This window comes from Pseudomonas sp. GL_135, from assembly GCF_057834665.1.
In genome coordinates this window covers 1,628,408-1,645,963 of record NZ_CM174408.1, presented here as the reverse complement: position 1 = coordinate 1,645,963, position 17,556 = coordinate 1,628,408, and the positions used below count along the sequence as shown (strand labels likewise).

General features: G+C 60.5%; 21 protein-coding genes. 1 reads left to right on the top strand and 20 read right to left on the bottom strand.

Annotated features, from left to right (window positions below):
• Positions 1-72: 72 nt before the first annotated feature.
• From AC3ISG_RS07530 to AC3ISG_RS07450, 17 genes are all read right to left on the bottom strand, one after another.
• Positions 73-1,083 carry an aspartate-semialdehyde dehydrogenase gene (locus tag AC3ISG_RS07530; protein WP_489298883.1) on the bottom strand — a complete coding sequence of 337 codons (1,011 nt, stop codon included), beginning with the start codon at positions 1,081-1,083 and terminating at the stop codon, positions 73-75.
• A 98-nt stretch (positions 1,084-1,181) separates the two neighbouring features.
• On the bottom strand, positions 1,182-1,745 hold the full coding sequence (locus AC3ISG_RS07525) for a DUF1285 domain-containing protein (RefSeq protein WP_489298882.1): 564 nt from the start codon (positions 1,743-1,745) through the stop codon (positions 1,182-1,184).
• A 10-nt stretch (positions 1,746-1,755) separates the two neighbouring features.
• Positions 1,756-2,361 carry a DUF4823 domain-containing protein gene (locus AC3ISG_RS07520; RefSeq protein WP_122535542.1) on the bottom strand — a complete coding sequence of 202 codons (606 nt, stop codon included), beginning with the start codon at positions 2,359-2,361 and terminating at the stop codon, positions 1,756-1,758.
• A 116-nt stretch (positions 2,362-2,477) separates the two neighbouring features.
• Complete coding sequence (locus AC3ISG_RS07515; protein ID WP_122623755.1) at positions 2,478-3,164, bottom strand: TetR/AcrR family transcriptional regulator; 687 nt, start codon at positions 3,162-3,164, stop codon at positions 2,478-2,480.
• A gap of 482 nt (positions 3,165-3,646) precedes the next feature.
• The gene (locus AC3ISG_RS07510; RefSeq protein WP_489298881.1) at positions 3,647-4,432 is read right to left on the bottom strand and encodes a TatD family hydrolase; all 786 of its coding nucleotides are present in this window, start codon (positions 4,430-4,432) and stop codon (positions 3,647-3,649) included.
• Between the two features lie 15 nt (positions 4,433-4,447).
• Entirely contained in the window at positions 4,448-4,804 is a 357-nt protein-coding gene (locus AC3ISG_RS07505; protein ID WP_037011754.1) for a PilZ domain-containing protein, read from the bottom strand.
• 43 nt (positions 4,805-4,847) lie between these two features.
• Positions 4,848-5,834: a DNA polymerase III subunit delta' gene (locus tag AC3ISG_RS07500; RefSeq protein WP_272632244.1), complete on the bottom strand. Its 987-nt coding sequence runs from the start codon at positions 5,832-5,834 to the stop codon at positions 4,848-4,850.
• Positions 5,827-6,471, bottom strand: coding sequence for a dTMP kinase (tmk, locus tag AC3ISG_RS07495; RefSeq protein ID WP_122623758.1), 645 nt, complete (start codon positions 6,469-6,471; stop codon positions 5,827-5,829). Before tmk ends, AC3ISG_RS07500 begins: the two co-directional genes overlap by 8 nt.
• 43 nt (positions 6,472-6,514) lie before the next feature.
• Positions 6,515-7,768: an endolytic transglycosylase MltG gene (gene mltG, locus AC3ISG_RS07490; protein ID WP_489298880.1), complete on the bottom strand. Its 1,254-nt coding sequence runs from the start codon at positions 7,766-7,768 to the stop codon at positions 6,515-6,517.
• A gap of 3 nt (positions 7,769-7,771) precedes the next feature.
• Positions 7,772-8,587: an aminodeoxychorismate lyase gene (pabC, locus tag AC3ISG_RS07485; protein WP_489299466.1), complete on the bottom strand. Its 816-nt coding sequence runs from the start codon at positions 8,585-8,587 to the stop codon at positions 7,772-7,774.
• A complete protein-coding gene (fabF, locus tag AC3ISG_RS07480) occupies positions 8,587-9,831 on the bottom strand; it encodes a beta-ketoacyl-ACP synthase II (protein WP_489298879.1) in 1,245 nt (414 codons plus the stop codon). Before fabF ends, pabC begins: the two co-directional genes overlap by 1 nt.
• Positions 9,832-9,938: 107 nt before the next feature.
• Complete coding sequence (acpP, locus tag AC3ISG_RS07475; RefSeq protein ID WP_016973676.1) at positions 9,939-10,175, bottom strand: acyl carrier protein; 237 nt, start codon at positions 10,173-10,175, stop codon at positions 9,939-9,941.
• A gap of 186 nt (positions 10,176-10,361) precedes the next feature.
• The gene (gene fabG, locus AC3ISG_RS07470) at positions 10,362-11,099 is read right to left on the bottom strand and encodes a 3-oxoacyl-ACP reductase FabG (protein ID WP_489298878.1); all 738 of its coding nucleotides are present in this window, start codon (positions 11,097-11,099) and stop codon (positions 10,362-10,364) included.
• Positions 11,100-11,114: 15 nt separating this feature from the next.
• Positions 11,115-12,053: an ACP S-malonyltransferase gene (gene fabD, locus AC3ISG_RS07465; RefSeq protein WP_122623760.1), complete on the bottom strand. Its 939-nt coding sequence runs from the start codon at positions 12,051-12,053 to the stop codon at positions 11,115-11,117.
• Positions 12,054-12,191: 138 nt separating this feature from the next.
• On the bottom strand, positions 12,192-13,199 hold the full coding sequence (gene plsX / locus AC3ISG_RS07460) for a phosphate acyltransferase PlsX (protein WP_489298877.1): 1,008 nt from the start codon (positions 13,197-13,199) through the stop codon (positions 12,192-12,194).
• Between the two features lie 4 nt (positions 13,200-13,203).
• Complete coding sequence (gene rpmF, locus AC3ISG_RS07455; protein ID WP_003179396.1) at positions 13,204-13,386, bottom strand: 50S ribosomal protein L32; 183 nt, start codon at positions 13,384-13,386, stop codon at positions 13,204-13,206.
• Positions 13,387-13,399: 13 nt separating this feature from the next.
• Positions 13,400-13,927 (bottom strand): YceD family protein, encoded by a 528-nt coding sequence (locus AC3ISG_RS07450; protein ID WP_065993122.1) that lies wholly within the window; start codon positions 13,925-13,927, stop codon positions 13,400-13,402.
• A 106-nt stretch (positions 13,928-14,033) separates the two neighbouring features.
• Here AC3ISG_RS07450 and AC3ISG_RS07445 point away from each other — a divergent pair, with 106 nt between their 5' ends.
• Complete coding sequence (locus tag AC3ISG_RS07445) at positions 14,034-14,612, top strand: Maf family protein (protein WP_489298876.1); 579 nt, start codon at positions 14,034-14,036, stop codon at positions 14,610-14,612.
• Positions 14,613-14,684: 72 nt separating this feature from the next.
• Here the strand turns inward: AC3ISG_RS07445 and sppA are convergent, their stop codons facing one another.
• From sppA to rluC, 3 genes are read right to left on the bottom strand one after another with little or no spacing between them, the layout of a single operon-like run.
• Positions 14,685-15,677, bottom strand: coding sequence for a signal peptide peptidase SppA (gene sppA, locus AC3ISG_RS07440; protein ID WP_122535552.1), 993 nt, complete (start codon positions 15,675-15,677; stop codon positions 14,685-14,687).
• Positions 15,678-15,684: 7 nt separating this feature from the next.
• The gene (locus AC3ISG_RS07435) at positions 15,685-16,365 is read right to left on the bottom strand and encodes an HAD-IA family hydrolase (protein ID WP_489298875.1); all 681 of its coding nucleotides are present in this window, start codon (positions 16,363-16,365) and stop codon (positions 15,685-15,687) included.
• Positions 16,355-17,314: a 23S rRNA pseudouridine(955/2504/2580) synthase RluC gene (gene rluC / locus AC3ISG_RS07430; protein WP_489298874.1), complete on the bottom strand. Its 960-nt coding sequence runs from the start codon at positions 17,312-17,314 to the stop codon at positions 16,355-16,357. The genes AC3ISG_RS07435 and rluC overlap by 11 nt, the downstream gene beginning before the upstream one ends.
• Positions 17,315-17,556 lie beyond the last annotated feature (242 nt).

The following is a 17,556-nucleotide window of genomic DNA, read 5'->3' as shown; positions in this document are numbered from 1 at the left end:
TGCCTGCTCGGGTGTAGGGCGTATCAGCACGCCGCAGCTAGAATGATTCTTCGAATTGTCGGCAAGTATCTTTTACGCAACATCTTTTATCAACAACTCAGCCACCTGCACAGCGTTCAGGGCTGCGCCCTTGCGCACATTGTCCAGCGTGACCCAGAAATTAAGTTCACAACCGTCGTCGACACCCCTGCGCAAACGTCCTACATAGACAGCGTCCTGTCCTACGGCGTCGCCCACCGGCGTCGGGTAATCGCCGGCCTCGACCACCTCAATGCCTTCTGCGGTTTCAAGTGCAGCATTGATCGCCTTGATGTCGACCGCCCCGCTCGTCTGCACTGACACGCTCAGGCTGTCGCCGAAGAACACCGGCACTTGAATGCAACTCACGCCGACCTTGATTAAAGGCAGCGAGAGCAACTCGCGCAACTCGCTGACCAAACGTTTTTCCAGTGGCACATGACCTTCGGCGTCAGGCTTGCCCACCTGAGCGAGCACGTTGAAGGCCATCTGCCGGTCAAACACTTTGGGTTCCAGCGGGCGAACGTTGAGCAGCTCGGCGGTTTGTCGGGCGAGTTCGGTGACCCCTTCGCGGCCCATGCTCGACACCGCCAGGCACGCTGTCACGGTGATCCGCTCGATGTCCAGCAGTGCGCGCAACGGCGCCAGCACCAGCGCGAGTGCAGCAGCGCTGGAGCTCGGGCAGGCCACCTGCTGCGGTCTGGCCAAGTCAGCCAGGCGGGCGCCATTGACCTCGGGCACCACATTCGGCGCCTGCTCGACGGACAACCCAGCGGACAGGTCGATCACTACACAACCGGCGGCCGTGGCGCGCTCGGCATAACTGCGCGTTACGGCGACGCCTGCTGCGAAGAAGGCAATGTTGGCCTTGTTGAAATCAAAAGCATCGACTTCACGCACCCGGACATTCTTGCCACGGTACGGCACCGAGCTGCCGGCGGATTCGGCACTGGCGAGCAGGTGCAAATCGCCGACCGGGAAGTCGCGCTCCTCAAGAATCTGGACGATGGTTTCGCCGACAGTACCGGTGGCGCCGATCACGGCGATATCAAAGGACTGGCTCATGGAAAAACCTCAGGGAAAAATCAGGGGGCGGCACTGTAACTGCACGGTGGTGGTCAGGCAATTGGCCGCAAGCGGATAGCCGAACGGACTGAGACTTATCAGGGCTCAAGGCCGATGGGGAAAAACTCGCCACCGCTCCACACGCCCAGCCAGCGCTGCTTGTCGATTTCACGCACGACAGCAAGGTCCACCAACTGATAGAAGACGTTGCGGTGAATCAGGGCTTCGAGGTTGTTGCGCACAAGCACGTAGGGCGCCGGTTCCTGGGTCTGCGGATCAAGGTCGATGCGCAGCGGGTGTTCAGCCCCCGCCTCCACTCTGTCTTCGACGTTGGTGGTGAACCGCAGCAACTGCGACTCACCGCTGCCTTCGACGTCCAGCAGCACCGCCACAAAAGGCGCGTCGTCGACCGTAATGCCGACCTTCTCAACCGGTGTGATCAGAAAGTAATCGTCGCCGTCCCGGCGAATGATGGTGGAAAACAGCCGCACCATCGGCTTGCGACCAATGGGGGTGCCCAGATAGAACCAAGTGCCATCGCGGGCGATGCGCATGTCGATGTCACCGCAGAAATCGGGGTTCCACAGGTGCACGGGCGGCAAGCCCTTGCCGCTTTTGGCAATCTGGGCCAACAGATCATTGGCTTTGTCCTGCCCACTCATACGCCACTCCTCAGCGGGCTGAGACGCCCAGCAAACCGCGAGCGTAAGCTTCCATCGGGGGTCCTAGCAAATCCTCGGGCTTGGTGTCGTACAACGTCAGCAGACCACCACGCAGGTGAATGCGTGCCGAATCGATGAGATAGCGGGTGTTGGTTTCGATCAGCATCAGCTGAATAACGCCGTTGTCGATGCCAAGACGGTCCACCGCTTCCTGGTCCGACCACTCGTCGAATGTGCCGATGCGGTCATCGGCCTTGGCGAAACGGGCGTACAGCAGGTAGTGCGCGCCGGCGGCCCGGGCCTCGTTCATCGCGTCATCCAGACCTTCCGGGGCGCGAGCGCGGCGGACCATCGGGAAGTATTCGATAAATCCGTTGAAGGCCTCTTCGGCCACGACGTTGCGACGCGGGTAGGCACCGCCCGGCGGTGCGAAGGCGCCCTGGGCGATATAGATGAACGAATCAGGTTGCACGCGAAAGTTGTTCAACCGACGGGTCGAGCTGTGATCCAGCAGCCCGGCGTCGCTGAGCTCATCGTGAGCGCCTTGTGCCAGATCGCTGACGTGCATGCAGCCACTCAACGCCAGTAGAGCCAGCAGTAAAACCAGGCTACGCATTGTTATCTCCAAAGTCCGGCGACGGAAAACCGGCGAATGGCCAGTTAATGCAGCTTTTGCGCCATGTCGAGTTGGAGAAGGCTTGGCTCAATGAATCGGCTTAACGCGGCTGCGCTTTATTCAACAGCCGAGTCGGCCTGTGAGTCGGATCGAAGCTCTGGTTTAGCCTCGAGCCCGTGATCGACATCCCGCTTGCGCTTGTTACCCATGCGCACGCCGATGTCCATCAGGAACTGGAAGAACCCTTCCTGATCTTCAAGGACATTGCTCCAGAACGGCGAGTGGTACAGCGCCACCGCGCCATGGACCAGCGCCCAGGCGGCGCAGTAATGGAAATACGGCGGGACGTCTTCCAGCTTGCCTTCGGAAATCCGGCCCTTGATCAGCAAGGTCAGGTGTTCGAAGTTCGAAGCGCGGATCTTGTGCAGCTCCTCCACCAGCTCCGGCACCTGATTGCCCTTGACCACCTTCTCTTCAAGCCGGTCGAAGAGGCGATAGCGCTGGGGGTCGCGCATGCGGAATTCGAAGTACGCCCGGGACAGCGCTTCCTTATCCTTATCGACATCCGCCGAATGCAGCAGCTCGTTCAAATCACGCTCGTAGTCGAGCATCAGGCGCAGATAAATCTCGGCCTTGGATTTGAAGTGTTTGTAGATGGTGCCTTTGCCGATACCCACGGCATCCGCGATCATCTCGACGGTGACGCTGTCTTCGCCCTGCTCGAGGAAGAGCTTGAGTGCGGTGTCGAGAATCTCCTGCTCACGGCGGCGAAACTCACGGACTTTACGAGGTTCTTTCTGCATAGGAGGAGACTGTGGGTTCGGAATCAGAAGCGGCACATTATGCCTATCCCGTAGCAGAATGCACGGATCATCCGACCTATATCCGTTTTCTGACGGATTTCACTGTCGGCAGGCAAAAGCGAAACGATTGAAGCCGAAGCAGTCTCGTTTTTTGGCAGGATCGGCTGGATGGTCGAGAATCCGGAAGGGTCGGCGGAATTGCGGTATCAGCAGCCCTTCAGGTATTCCAAAACTGTTTAAAAATCGTACAGTCGGCGGCTGGACGCCTGCGGATTATAGCCAATACTTATATTCGCCACCGCCGCATCTCCCCCAAGTGCAGCGTTGGTAAGGACACCAATGGACAGCGTGTCTTTGTTTTACTCCTAATGGTCTTAACCCGGATTCACCCCCCAGAACCCGGGTTTTTTTTGCCTGCGATTTGACGAGCGCCCGGGCTTGCCGCGGCGCAAGAGCTGGAAAACAGCGCATGCCCCGGGGAGTCAGCCTTTTACGCGCGCCAGCGGGAACAGCCGCTTGAAGTTCTCGCTGGTCTGCTCGGCAAAACGCTCGTAGGTCTCGCCGCGCAACATCGCCAGAAACTCGGCCACTTCACGCACGTATTGCGGCAGGTTCGGCTTGCCCCGATAAGGGATGGGCGCCAGGTACGGCGAGTCGGTCTCGACCAGCAGCCGGTCGGCGGGCACTTTGCTGGCGACGTCCCGCAGCGCGTCAGCATTGCGGAAGGTGACGATGCCGGACAGCGAGATATAAAAACCCAGATCCAGCGCGGCCTTGGCCATGTCCCAGTCTTCGGTGAAGCAATGCAACACACCCGCTTGTGGCAAAGCGGCCTCGCGCAACAGCGTCAAGGTGTCGGCCCGCGCTCCGCGGGTATGAACGATCACCGGCTTGCCGGTCACGTTGGCCGCTTGCAGATGAAGCCGGAACGAGGCCTGTTGCAACTCGGCTGCCTCCGGCTCGTAGTGATAATCCAGACCGGTTTCGCCGATGGCCACCACGCGCGGATGATTCAGCTCGCCGAGCAGCCACTCCAGCGCAGGCGCCTCGCCGGGCTTGAGGTCAAGGGGGTGAATGCCGACCGAGCAATCAACGTCGTCGTAACGGTCGGCCAACGCTTTTACGGCACCGGCATTCTCGGCACTGACGCCGATGCACAGGAAGTGCCCGACGCCCCGCTCTCTCGCCGCTTGCAGGGCGTTGTCGAGGGAGCCGTCGTGGGCGCTGAGGTCGAGGCGGTCAAGGTGGCAATGGGAATCTACAAGCATGGCGGCGGGGGCAACTTACATCGTGTGGGTAGGACGGTCGGACTTAAGCGCTCCGGCCAGGTAGTTTTCAATCATATTGCGCGCGGTGTTGTCGCCATCGTTGAACTGCACCCCAACGCCAGCGGCGCGGTTTCCCTGAGCACCCTTCGGGGTGATCCAGGTGACCTTGCCCGCGACCGGAATCTTTTCAGGCTCGTCCATCAGGTTGAGCAGCATGAACACTTCATCGCCCAGCTTGTAGCTTTTGCTGGTGGGAATGAACAGGCCGCCGTTTTTGATGAACGGCATGTACGCGGCGTACAGGACGGACTTGTCCTTGATGGTCAGGGACAGGATGCCGTTACGTGGACCTGGACTCAGTGGCACGCTCATCTCGTTTCCTCAGGCAATGCATGATGTCATGCAGATGGCCAGTCTAACCCTGTCCGGTCAGGCCTGCCCACTGCACCAATAACGCTTCGAGCAACAAAACCCGGTTGAGGTTCGCTTTTGACATGACCTTCTGGCGCTGCAGCAGGACCCAGTCCTGTATCGCCAGCACATTGCGCTGGGATGATTTCTGCGCCAGGTACTGCACAACCTTGCGCATGTCGGCCAAGCCCAAGCCTTCTTCATCCTGGGTCAGCTGATAGCGCAGGATCAGGCTCGACCAGTCGCAGAACCAGTCGAACAGCAACAACAGCGGAATGTCCTTCCAGCCTTCGGCCAGCTGGGTGGGCGATTGCTGGCCCTTGAGCAGCTTTTTAACGCCGTCCACCACCAGCGCCCGTTGCTCGTGAACGCCCTGGGCGTGCAGCTTGACCGCCACCAAGGGCGAACCGGCCGCGAGGGTCAGCAGATCGGCGCGTTCCTGATCGGTGCAATCGGGCAGCGCATCGGCCAGCCAGGCGATGCTCATGGCGTCGCTGGGCAACGGACACGCCTGTTGCACGCAACGGCTCTTGACCGTGGGCAGTAGCCGACTCGGCTGATGGCTGACCAGCAATAGAATGGTGTTGCCCGAAGGCTCTTCCAGGCTTTTCAGCAGGGCGTTAGCGGCGTTGATGTTCATCGCCTCGACCGGTTCTATCAGCACCACTTTGCGCCCGCCCATCTGCGCGGTCTGCACCACAAAGCTGACCAGGTCGCGCACTTGATCGACCTTGATCGCCTTGTCGGCTTCTTCAGGCTCCAGCACGTAATGGTCAGGGTGACTGCCGGCCGCCAGCAGCGAGCAGGATTTGCATTGGCCGCAGGCCTCCAGGCCTGCCGGGCGCTGGCACAGCAGCAGGTACATCAAACGCTCAGCCAGTGCCCGCTTGCCGATACCGGCCGGGCCGTGCAGCAAATAGGCGTGAGCATGCTGCTTGCGGCCTGCCAGTTGCTGCCACAGGCCGTGCTGCCAGGGATAGGCTTCAGCCATGCCGGCGAGCCGCCAGCAGCGCAGTCAATTCAGGAATCAGCACATCGAGAGACGCCTGGACTTCGGTCAGCGGCAGCGACGCGTCCACCAGGCGATAACGCTCGGGGGCGGCGGCCGCACGGGACAGGTAAGTACTGCGGACAGCGTCGAAGAAGGCCCGGCCCTCTTGCTCGAAACGGTCGAGCTGACCCCGAGCGGAAGCGCGGGCCAGGCCGATTTCGATGGGCAGATCAAACACCAGGGTCAGATCCGGACGCAGCGCACCCTGGACGAAATCTTCCAGCACGGCGATACGCTCTATGGGCAGGCCTCGGCCGCCTCCTTGATACGCGTACGTGGCATCGGTGAACCTATCGCAAAGCACCACGGCCCCTCGCGCCAGCGCCGGGCGAATCAGCGCGGCGAGGTGTTGCGCGCGGGCGGCGAACATCAGCAGCAGCTCGGTATCCACGAACATCGGCTCGTCACCGGGCGTCAACAGCAGCTCGCGGATGCGCTCGGCTAACGGCGTACCACCGGGCTCACGGGTCAGGACGACATCAATGCCCTCATTGCGCAGCCGTTCGGCAAGGTACTCGCGGTTGGTGCTCTTGCCCGCGCCTTCGGGGCCTTCCAGGGTAATAAACAAGCCGGTCACGGGCAGTCCTTGGTGAGATTCATGGCGAGAGTGCTCGCGGTTGTCATTTGCCGGGGTCATTGGCTGGAGCCGAAGGCGTTTCAGCGTCTGTCTGCGGTTTCGGCGAGTGCTCGCTCGCGCCCGGCTCTACAGACTTGGACTCAACTGACTTAGTCTCTGCAGCGTTGGACTCTGTCGGCTGCGCATCAGTACGTTGTGAATCCAGGGGCTGCTGTTCGGATGCGGGCTTATCGAGGGAATCAGCGGGCGCCGCCGGTGCGACGACCGGCGCCGGGCTGGAACGATAATCCGCGCGACGCTTGAGCTGAAACTCCTTCACCGCCGCATTATGCGCATCCAGATCGGCGGAGAATACGTGACTGCCGTCTCCTCTTGCCACGAAGTACAGGCTGTTGCCGGCCACCGGGTGCATCGCCGCATGGATCGCCTCGCGCCCGACCATGGAAATCGGCGTTGGCGGCAAGCCGGAGATGACATAAGTGTTGTACGGCGTAGGCTCCTTCAGCAACCCGCGGGTGATCTTGCCGTTGTACCGGTCGCCGAGGCCGTAAATGACGGTCGGATCGGTCTGCAGCAACATGCCCTGTTGCAAGCGACGCACGAACACGCCGGCAATCTGGCCGCGCTCCTGAGGCACGCCGGTTTCCTTTTCCACCAGCGACGCCATGATCAGCGCCTGGTAGGCATCGGTATACGGCACATCGGCAGCGCGTTTCTCCCACTCTTCCTGGAGCACTTCATCGAGGCGGTTGTAGGCTTGTTTGAGCAGCTCGACATCGGTCATGCCGCGCACGTAGCGATAAGTGTCCGGGAAAAACCGGCCTTCGGGGAAGACGTTCGGATGGCCCAGCTTCGCCATCAACTCGGTGTCACTGAGTTCGCTCGCTGTTTGCTCCAGCTTGACCTGCCTGGCCAGCGCCGCGCGCACCTGACGGAATGTCCAGCCCTCCACAAGGGTGACGCTGTACTGCACCACTTCACCTTTTTGCCAGAGATCGAGTAGCGACTCGGCGTTCATGCCCGGCGCCATGCGGTATTCGCCGCTGTGCAGCGACTGCCCCTGCAGATTGAAGCGCCAGTACAAACGCAGCCAGAACGCGTCCTTGATGACACCGTCGGCCTGCAGCCGATTCAGCACGCCGGTCGGCGAAGAGCCCGCCGGCACATCCAGCAGTTTTTCCTGGGTGAGATTGAGGGACTGTTGCAGCGCGCTGTTCTGCTGCCAATAAGCCACACCCAGCAACAGCCCCGCCAGAACCACACCTGTTTCCAGCAAGACGAGTAATTTTCGGATCACGAATCAGATATCCAGAAGCCCGCGAACAAGGTGTTGGAGTTTACGGGTCAGCGGCCCAACGGGCCAGTTCAGATGCTCGACGCCGCGCACCGGCCAGATGCCGTACACGCTGTTGCAGACGAAGACCTCGTCGGCCTTTTGCAGGTCGGACATCTGCAGGTCAAGCTCACGGGCCGGCATGTTCTCGCGCTCGGCCAGCGCCAGGATCTCGGCCCGCATCACACCGGCCACGCCGCAGCGGCGCAGGTGCGGCGTCAGCAACACCCCGGCCTTGACCATAAACAGATTGCTGTACACCGCTTCGACGATGCGCCCCGACACGTCCCGCATCAGCCCTTCGGCGTACTCGGCACTTTGCCATTCGCCACGGGCCAGGACTTGCTCAAGGCGATTGAGGTGCTTGAGCCCGGCCAGCAACGGCTGCTCGGCGAGGCGGGTCTGACAGGCGAACAGTTTGATGCCCTGCTCTGCATGGCTTTCAGGGTAAGCCGGCAGCGGGCCCCCTTGGAGGATGCGTCGCGGCAGCGCGTCCGAAGCGGGTGCATAACCACGCACACCATCGCCCCGGGTGACGATGAGCTTCATCACGCCTTCACCCAGATGGGCGGCGAATCGGCGGCACTCCTGCTCGACCAGCGCCAGATCCACGTTAAGTGCCAGGCGCTGCGCCCCCAGCGTCAGACGCTGCAGATGACGGGGCAAGAGCACTGGTTGCCCGGCCTTGACGAGGACGGTCTCGAAGAGACCATCGCCGTACGCCAGACCCCGATCCTTGACGGCAACGGAGTCAGCAGCAAGACCATCGATCCAGCTCGCAATCATTCGGTGTACCGGCGGAAGACCAGGGAACCATTGGTGCCACCAAAACCGAAGGAGTTGGAGATCACCACATCAATCGGCATCTTGCGCGGCTCGTGGGGAACGAAGTCCAGGTCACAGCCTTCGTCCGGCTCATCGAGATTGATTGTCGGTGGTGCAACCTGATCCCTGATTGCCAGGACGCTGAAAATCGCTTCGATAGCACCGGCGGCGCCCAACAGGTGGCCTGTCATCGACTTGGTCGAACTGACAGCCAGTTTGTAGGCGTGTTCGCCAAACACCTTCTTGATGGCGCTGACTTCGGCCAGATCGCCCGCAGGCGTCGAGGTGCCGTGGGCATTGATGTACTGCACCTCATCCGGACGAACCTTGGCGTCACGCAGAGCATTGGTGATGCAGCGCGCGGCACCGGCGCCGTCATCCGGCGGTGAAGTCATGTGAAACGCATCGCCACTCATGCCGAAGCCGATCAGCTCGGCGTAAATGGTCGCGCCCCGCGCCCTGGCGTGCTCGAGTTCTTCGAGGACCATGGCGCCGGCACCGTTGGACAGCACAAAGCCGTCACGGCCTTTGTCCCACGGACGGCTGGCGCGCGCAGGCTCATCGTTGCGGGTGGACAGCGCGCGCGAAGCGCCGAAGCCGCCCATGCCCAGGCCGCAGGCCGCCATTTCAGCGCCGCCGGCAATCATCACGTCGGCTTCGTCGTATGCGATGTTGCGCGCGGCCATGCCGATGCAATGGGTGCTCGTGGTGCAGGCAGTGGCGATGGCGTAGTTGGGGCCCTGCGCGCCGAGGTGGATCGACAGGAACCCGGAAATCATGTTGATGATCGACCCCGGCACGAAGAACGGGGAAATCTTGCCAGGCCCCTGCTCATGCATCAGCCGGCTGGTGTTTTCAATGTTGGTGAGGCCCCCGATGCCCGATCCCATCGCCACGCCGACGCGCTCGCGATTGGTGTCGTTGATCTCGATACCGGAGTTGCGCACGGCCTGAAAGCTGGCAGCCAGCCCGTACTGGATGAACAGGTCGAGTCTGCGGGCCTCTTTGGCCGACAGGTATTCCTCGACGTTGAATCCCTTCACCGAACCGCCGAAGCGGGTGGTGTACTGGGACAGGTCCGTGTGTTCGATAGGCCCAATGCCACTCTGGCCAGCCAGAATGCCTTGCCAGGTGCTCGGCACATCCGTGCCCAAAGGCGTCAGCATACCCATACCGGTGACCACGACGCGTCTACGCGACACAGGACTCTCCTTTCTTCTATTGATGAAACGCTGCCCTATTCAAAGAAAAAACCGCACGCCAGGGGCAGTGCGGTTTCTCCAGGACAGCAAACTACGATTACAAAATCTTACGCCTGGTGGGCAGTAACGTAATCGATAGCGGCTTGTACGGTGGTGATCTTCTCGGCTTCTTCGTCAGGGATTTCGGTCTCGAATTCCTCTTCCAGAGCCATTACCAGCTCTACGGTATCAAGGGAGTCGGCACCCAGGTCTTCAACGAAAGAAGCACTGTTGGTGACTTCCTCTTCCTTGACGCCAAGTTGTTCGGCAACGATTTTCTTGACGCGCTCTTCGATGGTGCTCATACCGTGTTTTAACTCCTAGTGGACAAATTCAGGCAGCTGGCCGATGGGTAAGTGTATAGAAGAGGTTTTGCGCATTTCAAGCTAAACGCAATTCCCGCTACGCCCAACAGCCCTCGACCCCTTAAAAGATTTCAGCTTTATAACGGATTTTAGACAGCCCGTATGACATTTTTTCGATACGACCGGTCACATGTACATGCCGCCGTTAACGGGGATTGTAGCCCCGGTCACGTAGCCTGCACCTTCTGAGGCAAGAAAAGCGACAACATGCGCGATCTCTTCTGCCTGCCCCAGTCGGCCCAGAGGAATCTGTGCCGTCAGGGAATCACGTTGCGCTTCTGGCAGCTCGCGGGTCATGTCGGTGTCGATGAAACCCGGCGTCACCGAGTTGACCGTCACTGCGCGCGACCCGACTTCACGTGCCAGAGCACGGCTGAAGCCTTCCAGACCCGCCTTGGCGGCTGCGTAGTTTACTTGACCTGCGTTGCCCATGGCACCCACCACCGAACCAATGCTGATGATCCGGCCCCAGCGCGCCTTGGTCATCCCGCGCAGAACGCCCTTGGACAGGCGAAACAGACTGCTCAGGTTGGTGTTGATGACGTCATGCCACTCGTCATCCTTCATGCGCATCATCAGGTTGTCACGGGTGATACCGGCATTGTTGACCAGGATCAACGGCGCACCCACACGCTCGGTGATCTGGGCGAGCGCAGCGGCAACGGATTCGTCGCTGCCCACGTCCAGCGCCAGGCCGAAGCCTTCGATGCCGTTTTCCCTGAAATAAGCGGTGATCTTCTCGGCGCCGGATTCGGACGTCGCTGTGCCCACAACGGTAGCGCCGTTACGACCCAGTTCAAGGGCGATCGCCCGGCCAATGCCTCGGCTCGCGCCGGTGACAAGTGCAACTTTACCCTGACTCATGCAGGCGTCTCCTAATCAGGCCAGCGCCGCACGAGCGGCGGCGAAGGCGTCTGGGGTATTGAGGTTGTGGGTGGCCACGCCATCGGCGCAACGCTTGTTCAATCCGGCAAGCACCTTGCCCGGGCCGCATTCGACCAGTTGCAGGGCGCCCTGGGCTGCCAGCGTCTGGATCGATTCAACCCAGCGCACTGGCTTGTAGAGCTGCTGCAGCAGATCGGCTTTAAGGGTATCGAGGTCGGACACGACACCTGCGGTGACGTTCTGCACCAGCGGGATCTGCGGCACCTGCCAGTCAATGGCAGCGATCGACTCGGCGAAGCGTTCCGCCGCCGGGCGCATCAGCTCGCAGTGCGAGGGCACGCTCACCGGCAACGGCAAGGCACGCTTGGCGCCTTTGGCCTTGCAGACGTCGATGGCGCGCTCAACGGCGGCCTTGGCACCGGCAATCACGACTTGTCCGGGTGAATTGAAATTCACCGCACTGACCACCTCGCCCTGAGCCGCTTCGGCACAGGCAGCAATGACCACCGCATCGTCCAGGCCCAGAATGGCCGCCATGCCCCCCTGCCCCGCAGGCACAGCTTCCTGCATCAGCTGACCACGACGCTCGACCAGCTTCACCGCATCGGCAAGGGTCAGGCTGCCGGCCGCAACCAGCGCGCTGTACTCACCCAGACTGTGGCCGGCGACATACGCCGGGCGCACGCCGCCTTCCGCCAGCCACAGACGCCACAAGGCGATCGACGCGGTAAGAATGGCAGGCTGGGTTTTATCGGTCTGATTGAGGCTTTCTTCCGGGCCTTGCTGGGTCAGCGCCCAGAGGTCATAGCCCAGAGCATCGGAAGCTTCTTTGAACGTTTCCAGCACCAGCGGATGCTGCGCGCCCAGCTCGGCCAGCATGCCGAGGGACTGCGAGCCTTGGCCCGGAAAGACAAATGCGACGGAAGCAGACATTAACAAGCCCCTGATTATTGTCGTCAAAATGAGCGTCCGGCGGGCCGAACGCGAAGTAATTCAATGTGTTGCGATGGACAGTTGGATGACCACTCGGTCACAGGCGTCACATTCTAGCCCAAGACCAGGATCGAAGCCCTAAAGCAGATCCTCAAGACGACCGCGCAAGCGCTGTGGCAGGTTTTCCTGAATCTCGATCAGCGCCCGCTGTATCGCGCTTTGGAAACCCTGAGCATCGGCCGAGCCGTGACTCTTTACCACGATGCCCTGCAGACCCAGAAAACTGGCGCCGTTGTGCCGCGCCGGCGCCAGATCGGCCTTGAGTCTGCCGAGCACAGGCCTTGCCATCAAACCCACCAGACGCGACAGCAGGTTGCGGCGAAACAACCGCTCGATCCGCTCGCCAATCATCAACGCCAGGCCTTCGCTGGATTTCAGCAGCACATTGCCGACGAAGCCGTCGCAAACCACCACATCGGCCTCACCCCGATACAGGCCATCGCCTTCGACAAAGCCGGTGTAATTCAGCCCCGGCGCAGCCTGCAACAGGCCAGCCGCCAGCTTGACCTGCTGATTGCCCTTGATGTCTTCGGTGCCGACGTTCAGCAGTGCGACTCTGGGTCGCACCAAGCCCAGCGCCTCTGCCGCCACCGAACCCATCACGGCGAACTGGTAAAGATGCTCGGCGGTGCAATCGACGTTCGCGCCCAGATCCAGCAACTGGCAATAACCACTGCGTGTCGGCATCGCGGCCACCATGGCCGGGCGGTCGATGCCCGGCAGGGTTTTCAACACAAACCGGGACAGCGCCATCAAGGCGCCGGTGTTGCCTGCACTGACACAGGCGTGGGCCTTGCCTTCGGCGAGAAGTCCCAGCGCGACGCGCATCGACGAATCAGGCTTGCCGCGCAAGGCCTGGGACGGGCGCTCATCCATGGTGATGACTTCGCTGGCGTGCACAACGCGCAGGCGTGAGCGATCGACACCGGAGTGGCGTGCGATGAGTTCTTCAAGAAGAGAGGATTGACCGACGAGGGTCAGGTGCAGCGAGGGTGTAGCAAGCAGGCAGGCAATGCTGGCCTGAACAATGTTGCGGGGACCGAAGTCCCCGCCCATTGCGTCGATCGCGATGACCGGAGCAGACAAGAAATTACTCGTCAGCGCCCTTGTCGATCACTTTACGGCCACGGTATACGCCTTCTGGCGATACGTGGTGACGCAGGTGAACTTCACCGGTGGTTTTTTCTACAGACAGGGTGCTAGCCTCGAGAGCGTCGTGGGAACGACGCATGTCACGGGCAGAGCGGGATTTTTTGTTCTGCTGAACAGCCATAATTGATTAACTCCTAAACGTTTGGGTCACGCTTTAACTGCGCCAATACACTGAACGGGTTGGACCGCGTTACCTCGTCCTCGCTCGGTTCGGACTCGTTGAGGTCCGCCGGCGGCTGGCATTCTTTCGGATCATGAGTTGGAACAATGGGCAAGGCGAGCAGAAGCTCATCCTCGATCAAAGCCAGCAGATCCATGGGATCTTCGCCGAGTTCCAGCACGTCATAGCCTTTCGGCAACGACTGGGTGTTTGCACCCTCCTTCACCACCGCATAACTGCATTCGCTGTGGATCGGAAAGGTGACCAGCTCAAGACAACGCTGGCAAACCATTTTGACTTCGACGTCAATTGCACTGTGGATAACCACAGCGCGCTGCTCGTCTCGCTCAAAAACGAATTTCGCCTGCACCGTACCGAGATTGTCAGCAAGCGGGTCGCAGAGTCTCTCCAAATCAGCCAGCAGCATCTCTCCCTGAAGAGTAGTGCCACGATCAGCTAATTTGCGCGGGTCAACGTGAGGTGGAATCGGGTCATTCAACATAGGCGCAGCATTCTAGGGACGACCCTTGCGACTGTCAAAGGAAATTCAGGCCTGTTCGCAACCTGAGCCGCTGATTACACTCGACTTTCATGTTACGGAGCACCCCATGCTGCCTCTACTCCTTGCTTCCAGCTCGCCCTACCGCCGCGAATTGCTCGATCGCCTGCGATTGCCGTTCGTCTGTGCCTCACCCGATATCGATGAAAGTCGTTGCCCAGACGAACCGGCCGTCGATCTTGTGACCCGCCTGGCGCGCGAAAAAGCCATGGCACTGGCTGACCAATTCCCCGACCACTTGATCATCGGGTCAGACCAGGTGGCCGTGCTTGGCGAGCAGATTCTCGGCAAGCCCCACACGTTCGAGCGCGCGCTGGAACAGCTGAAGGCGAGTAGCGGCAACAGCGTCAGCTTCCTCACCGGGCTTGTGCTCTTCAATAGCCGCACGGGTCAGTGCCAGGTTGATTGCGTGCCCTTCACCGTCCACATGCGCCAGTTGGACGACGCTCGCATCAGCCGCTACCTGCACGCCGAACAACCCTATGACTGCGCCGGCAGCTTCAAGGCCGAAGGACTCGGCGTCAGCCTGTTCCGCCGCACCGAAGGCCCGGATGCGACCAGCCTGATCGGCCTTCCTTTAATACGCTTGGTGGACATGTTGATAAACGAGGGCGTCGAACTGCCCTGACCTCGCTAAAAAACCGATATGAAAAGCCCGACCATTGGCCGGGCTTTTCATCACACATCAAGACTGTCGCGATCAGCGCAGGGACGGCCCAGTGAAGCCTGCCCACATCGCGATCTGCTCAGCGACGCTGGCGCCCATCTTTTTGGAGAAACGATCGAACGGCGACTCTTTAACCGTGTAATCGACCATCTCTTTCTCGCCGATGATATCGCGCGCCACGTAGCTGGCACTGCCAAGCCCATCGACCAGCCCCAAGCCCACCGCCTGCTCGCCCGTCCAGACCAGCCCCGAGAACAACTCCGGATGGTCCTTGTCCTTCAGGCGATCACCGCGACCCGCTTTGACGCTGGCGATGAACTGGTTGTGAGTGGTGTCCAGAACACCCTGCCAGAACGCAGTCTCGTCAGGCTTTGGCGGCTGAAACGGGTCAAGGAAGGCCTTGTGCTCGCCCGAGGTATAGGTACGACGGTCAACACCCAGCTTCTCCATCGTGCCGACGAAACCGAAACCGGCCGCCGTGACACCGATCGAACCCACCAGACTGGCCTTGTCGGCGTAGATCTGGTCGGCGGCGCTGGCGATGTAATACGCACCAGACGCCCCGAGATCAGTAATCACCGCATACACCTTGATATTCGGCTTCTGCGCACGCAATCGCCGGATTTCATCGTAGATGTAGCCGGACTGCACCGGACTGCCGCCCGGGCTATTGATGCGCAGAATCACGCCCTTGGTTTTTTCGTCCTCGAACGCTGCCCGCAGACTGCCAACGATATTGTCGGCACTGGCGGCTTCGGTGTCGGCGATCATGCCCTTCACTTCGATCAGCGCCGTGTGACTGGTGCTGCGCGAGGCGCCCTTGCCGAAATCCATGAGCGGCGAAAACAACGCCAGCGCGCCGAACAGATAAAGAAAGGTCAGGGATTTAAAAAAGATTCCCCAGCGTCGCGACCTGCGCTGCTCCTGCACGCTGGCGAGCAGGGTCTTTTCCAGCAGTTTCCAGCTTTTTGCATCCCCTGCGTCGTCGCGCTCTGGCGAAGACGGAGATTTCCATTCGTCCGACATAGATCAGTTACCCCAACAACGAAGTTTCAGCAGTCCGCGCACCCAACCAGGTGCGCAATTCGGAAAAGTGCTCGATCGCCAGACGCGGCTGATATTGAAGCAGAGAGCCTAGCGCTTGCGCGCCGTACCCGACAGCCACTGAATCCATTCCGGCGTTGCGAGCCATGAGCAGATCGAACGAAGCATCGCCAATCATCAGCGCCTTTTCAGGCCTGACGCCGCAATGCTGCAGGATTTCATTCAGCATCAGCGGATCCGGCTTGCTGGCCGTTTCGTCCGCTGCGCGGCTGGCGTCGAAGAAGTCGGTCCAGCCGTGCGCCTTTAACACTCGATCCAGGCCACGCCGGGCCTTGCCGGTGGCGACCGCCAGGCGATAGCCCTCGGCACGAAACGCCTCCAGCGACTCATGCACACCGTCGAACAGTTTAGAAGGCTCAACGTCCATGGCCATGTAACGGTCGGCGTAGTGCTGCCGGAACTCGATCAGGTCATTGGCCGTGATGTCCGGGTACAAGGTGCGAATCGCTTCCGGCAAACCCAGACCAATAATGCCCTTGATGGCTGCATCATCACGTACCGGACGATGGGCAAGATGCGCGGCGGCTTGCATCGCTTCGACAATACGACCGATAGAGTCGGACAGCGTGCCGTCCCAATCGAAGATCAGCAGTTCGTAATCAGGGCGCAAGCAGCAGTCGCTCCACGGTCTTGGCCCACATCTCGTCGACGGGCGCTTCAACTTTAAGCTCGCCACCGTCCGGCAGCGGCACGGTCAGGGCGTAGGCGTGCAGGAACAGGCGCTTGCCGCCGAGGTCTCGGATTTCACGACTGAAATCCTCATCACCGTACTTCGGGTCACCGGCAATGCAGTGGCCGGCATGCAAGGCGTGCACGCGAATCTGATGAGTACGGCCTGTAATGGGCCGGGCTTCGACCAGGGTGGCGAAGTCTCCAAAGCGGCGCAGGACCTTGAACAGGGTCAGCGCCTCCTTGCCCTCTTCGTTGACTTCTACCATGCGCTCGCCAGAGCGAAGATTGCTCTTGAGCAATGGCGCACGGACCTGCTTCTGCGCGGTCGACCAGTTTCCACGGACCAGCGCCATGTAGCGCTTATCCACGCCATCGCCGCGCAACTGCTCGTGCAGGTGACGCAACATGCTGCGCTTCTTGGCGATCATCAACAGCCCGGAAGTGTCACGGTCCAGACGGTGGACCAGCTCCAGCTCCTTGGCGTCAGGCCGCAGCTGACGAAAGGCTTCAATGACCCCAAAGCTCAAGCCGCTGCCGCCGTGAACCGCGATGCCGGCAGGCTTGTTGAGGACGATCAGGCCTTTGTCTTCATGGACAATGGCGGCTTCCAGACGCTGCAGCAGACCTTGGGCAACGGGCACTGGCTCGTCGCGCTCAGGCACGCGAACGGGTGGGACGCGCACGACATCGCCCGCCTGAAGCTTGTACTCGGGCTTGATCCGGCCTTTGTTTACGCGCACTTCGCCTTTGCGCAAAATGCGGTAAATCAAGGTCTTGGGAACGCCCTTGAGGTACGTGATCAGAAAGTTATCGATGCGTTGACCGGCAAATTCCGGCGCAACCTCTACCAGCCGGACGCCGGGGGTTGGGGGGGTGAGATTTGTCATGGCGCAAATCATAACAATTTTTTATGGATTTGAAGCACTTAATGATTGCTGCTATAGTCGCGAACGCCGCCAAAAGCGGCCTGGACAGCGGACAAACGGTATGACAGCCGGCCCTGTTCAACGCAATTCACGAGGGCGCGAGGCCGTCCTACGGGGCTTTCGGTGACAACGGAAGATATGCGAGCGTAACGAGCGCAGGTGACATGAGGCCTGAAACAAGCCCGATCGCAGAGTGAGTCACT

Excerpts from the sequence above, each read along its gene's own strand:
- AC3ISG_RS07530 (WP_489298883.1), bottom strand. The coding sequence starts at position 1,083 with ATGAGCCAGTCCTTTGATATCGCCGTGATCGGCGCCACCGGTACTGTC.
- AC3ISG_RS07525 (WP_489298882.1), bottom strand. The coding sequence starts at position 1,745 with ATGAGTGGGCAGGACAAAGCCAATGATCTGTTGGCCCAGATTGCCAAA.
- AC3ISG_RS07520 (WP_122535542.1), bottom strand. The coding sequence starts at position 2,361 with ATGCGTAGCCTGGTTTTACTGCTGGCTCTACTGGCGTTGAGTGGCTGC.
- AC3ISG_RS07515 (WP_122623755.1), bottom strand. The coding sequence starts at position 3,164 with ATGCAGAAAGAACCTCGTAAAGTCCGTGAGTTTCGCCGCCGTGAGCAG.
- AC3ISG_RS07510 (WP_489298881.1), bottom strand. The coding sequence starts at position 4,432 with ATGCTTGTAGATTCCCATTGCCACCTTGACCGCCTCGACCTCAGCGCC.
- AC3ISG_RS07505 (WP_037011754.1), bottom strand. The coding sequence starts at position 4,804 with ATGAGCGTGCCACTGAGTCCAGGTCCACGTAACGGCATCCTGTCCCTG.
- AC3ISG_RS07500 (WP_272632244.1), bottom strand. The coding sequence starts at position 5,834 with ATGGCTGAAGCCTATCCCTGGCAGCACGGCCTGTGGCAGCAACTGGCA.
- acpP (WP_016973676.1), bottom strand. The coding sequence starts at position 10,175 with ATGAGCACCATCGAAGAGCGCGTCAAGAAAATCGTTGCCGAACAACTT.
- fabG (WP_489298878.1), bottom strand. The coding sequence starts at position 11,099 with ATGAGTCAGGGTAAAGTTGCACTTGTCACCGGCGCGAGCCGAGGCATT.
- fabD (WP_122623760.1), bottom strand. The coding sequence starts at position 12,053 with ATGTCTGCTTCCGTCGCATTTGTCTTTCCGGGCCAAGGCTCGCAGTCC.
- rpmF (WP_003179396.1), bottom strand. The coding sequence starts at position 13,386 with ATGGCTGTTCAGCAGAACAAAAAATCCCGCTCTGCCCGTGACATGCGT.
- AC3ISG_RS07450 (WP_065993122.1), bottom strand. The coding sequence starts at position 13,927 with ATGTTGAATGACCCGATTCCACCTCACGTTGACCCGCGCAAATTAGCT.
- AC3ISG_RS07445 (WP_489298876.1), top strand. The coding sequence starts at position 14,034 with ATGCTGCCTCTACTCCTTGCTTCCAGCTCGCCCTACCGCCGCGAATTG.
- sppA (WP_122535552.1), bottom strand. The coding sequence starts at position 15,677 with ATGTCGGACGAATGGAAATCTCCGTCTTCGCCAGAGCGCGACGACGCA.
- rluC (WP_489298874.1), bottom strand. The coding sequence starts at position 17,314 with ATGACAAATCTCACCCCCCCAACCCCCGGCGTCCGGCTGGTAGAGGTT.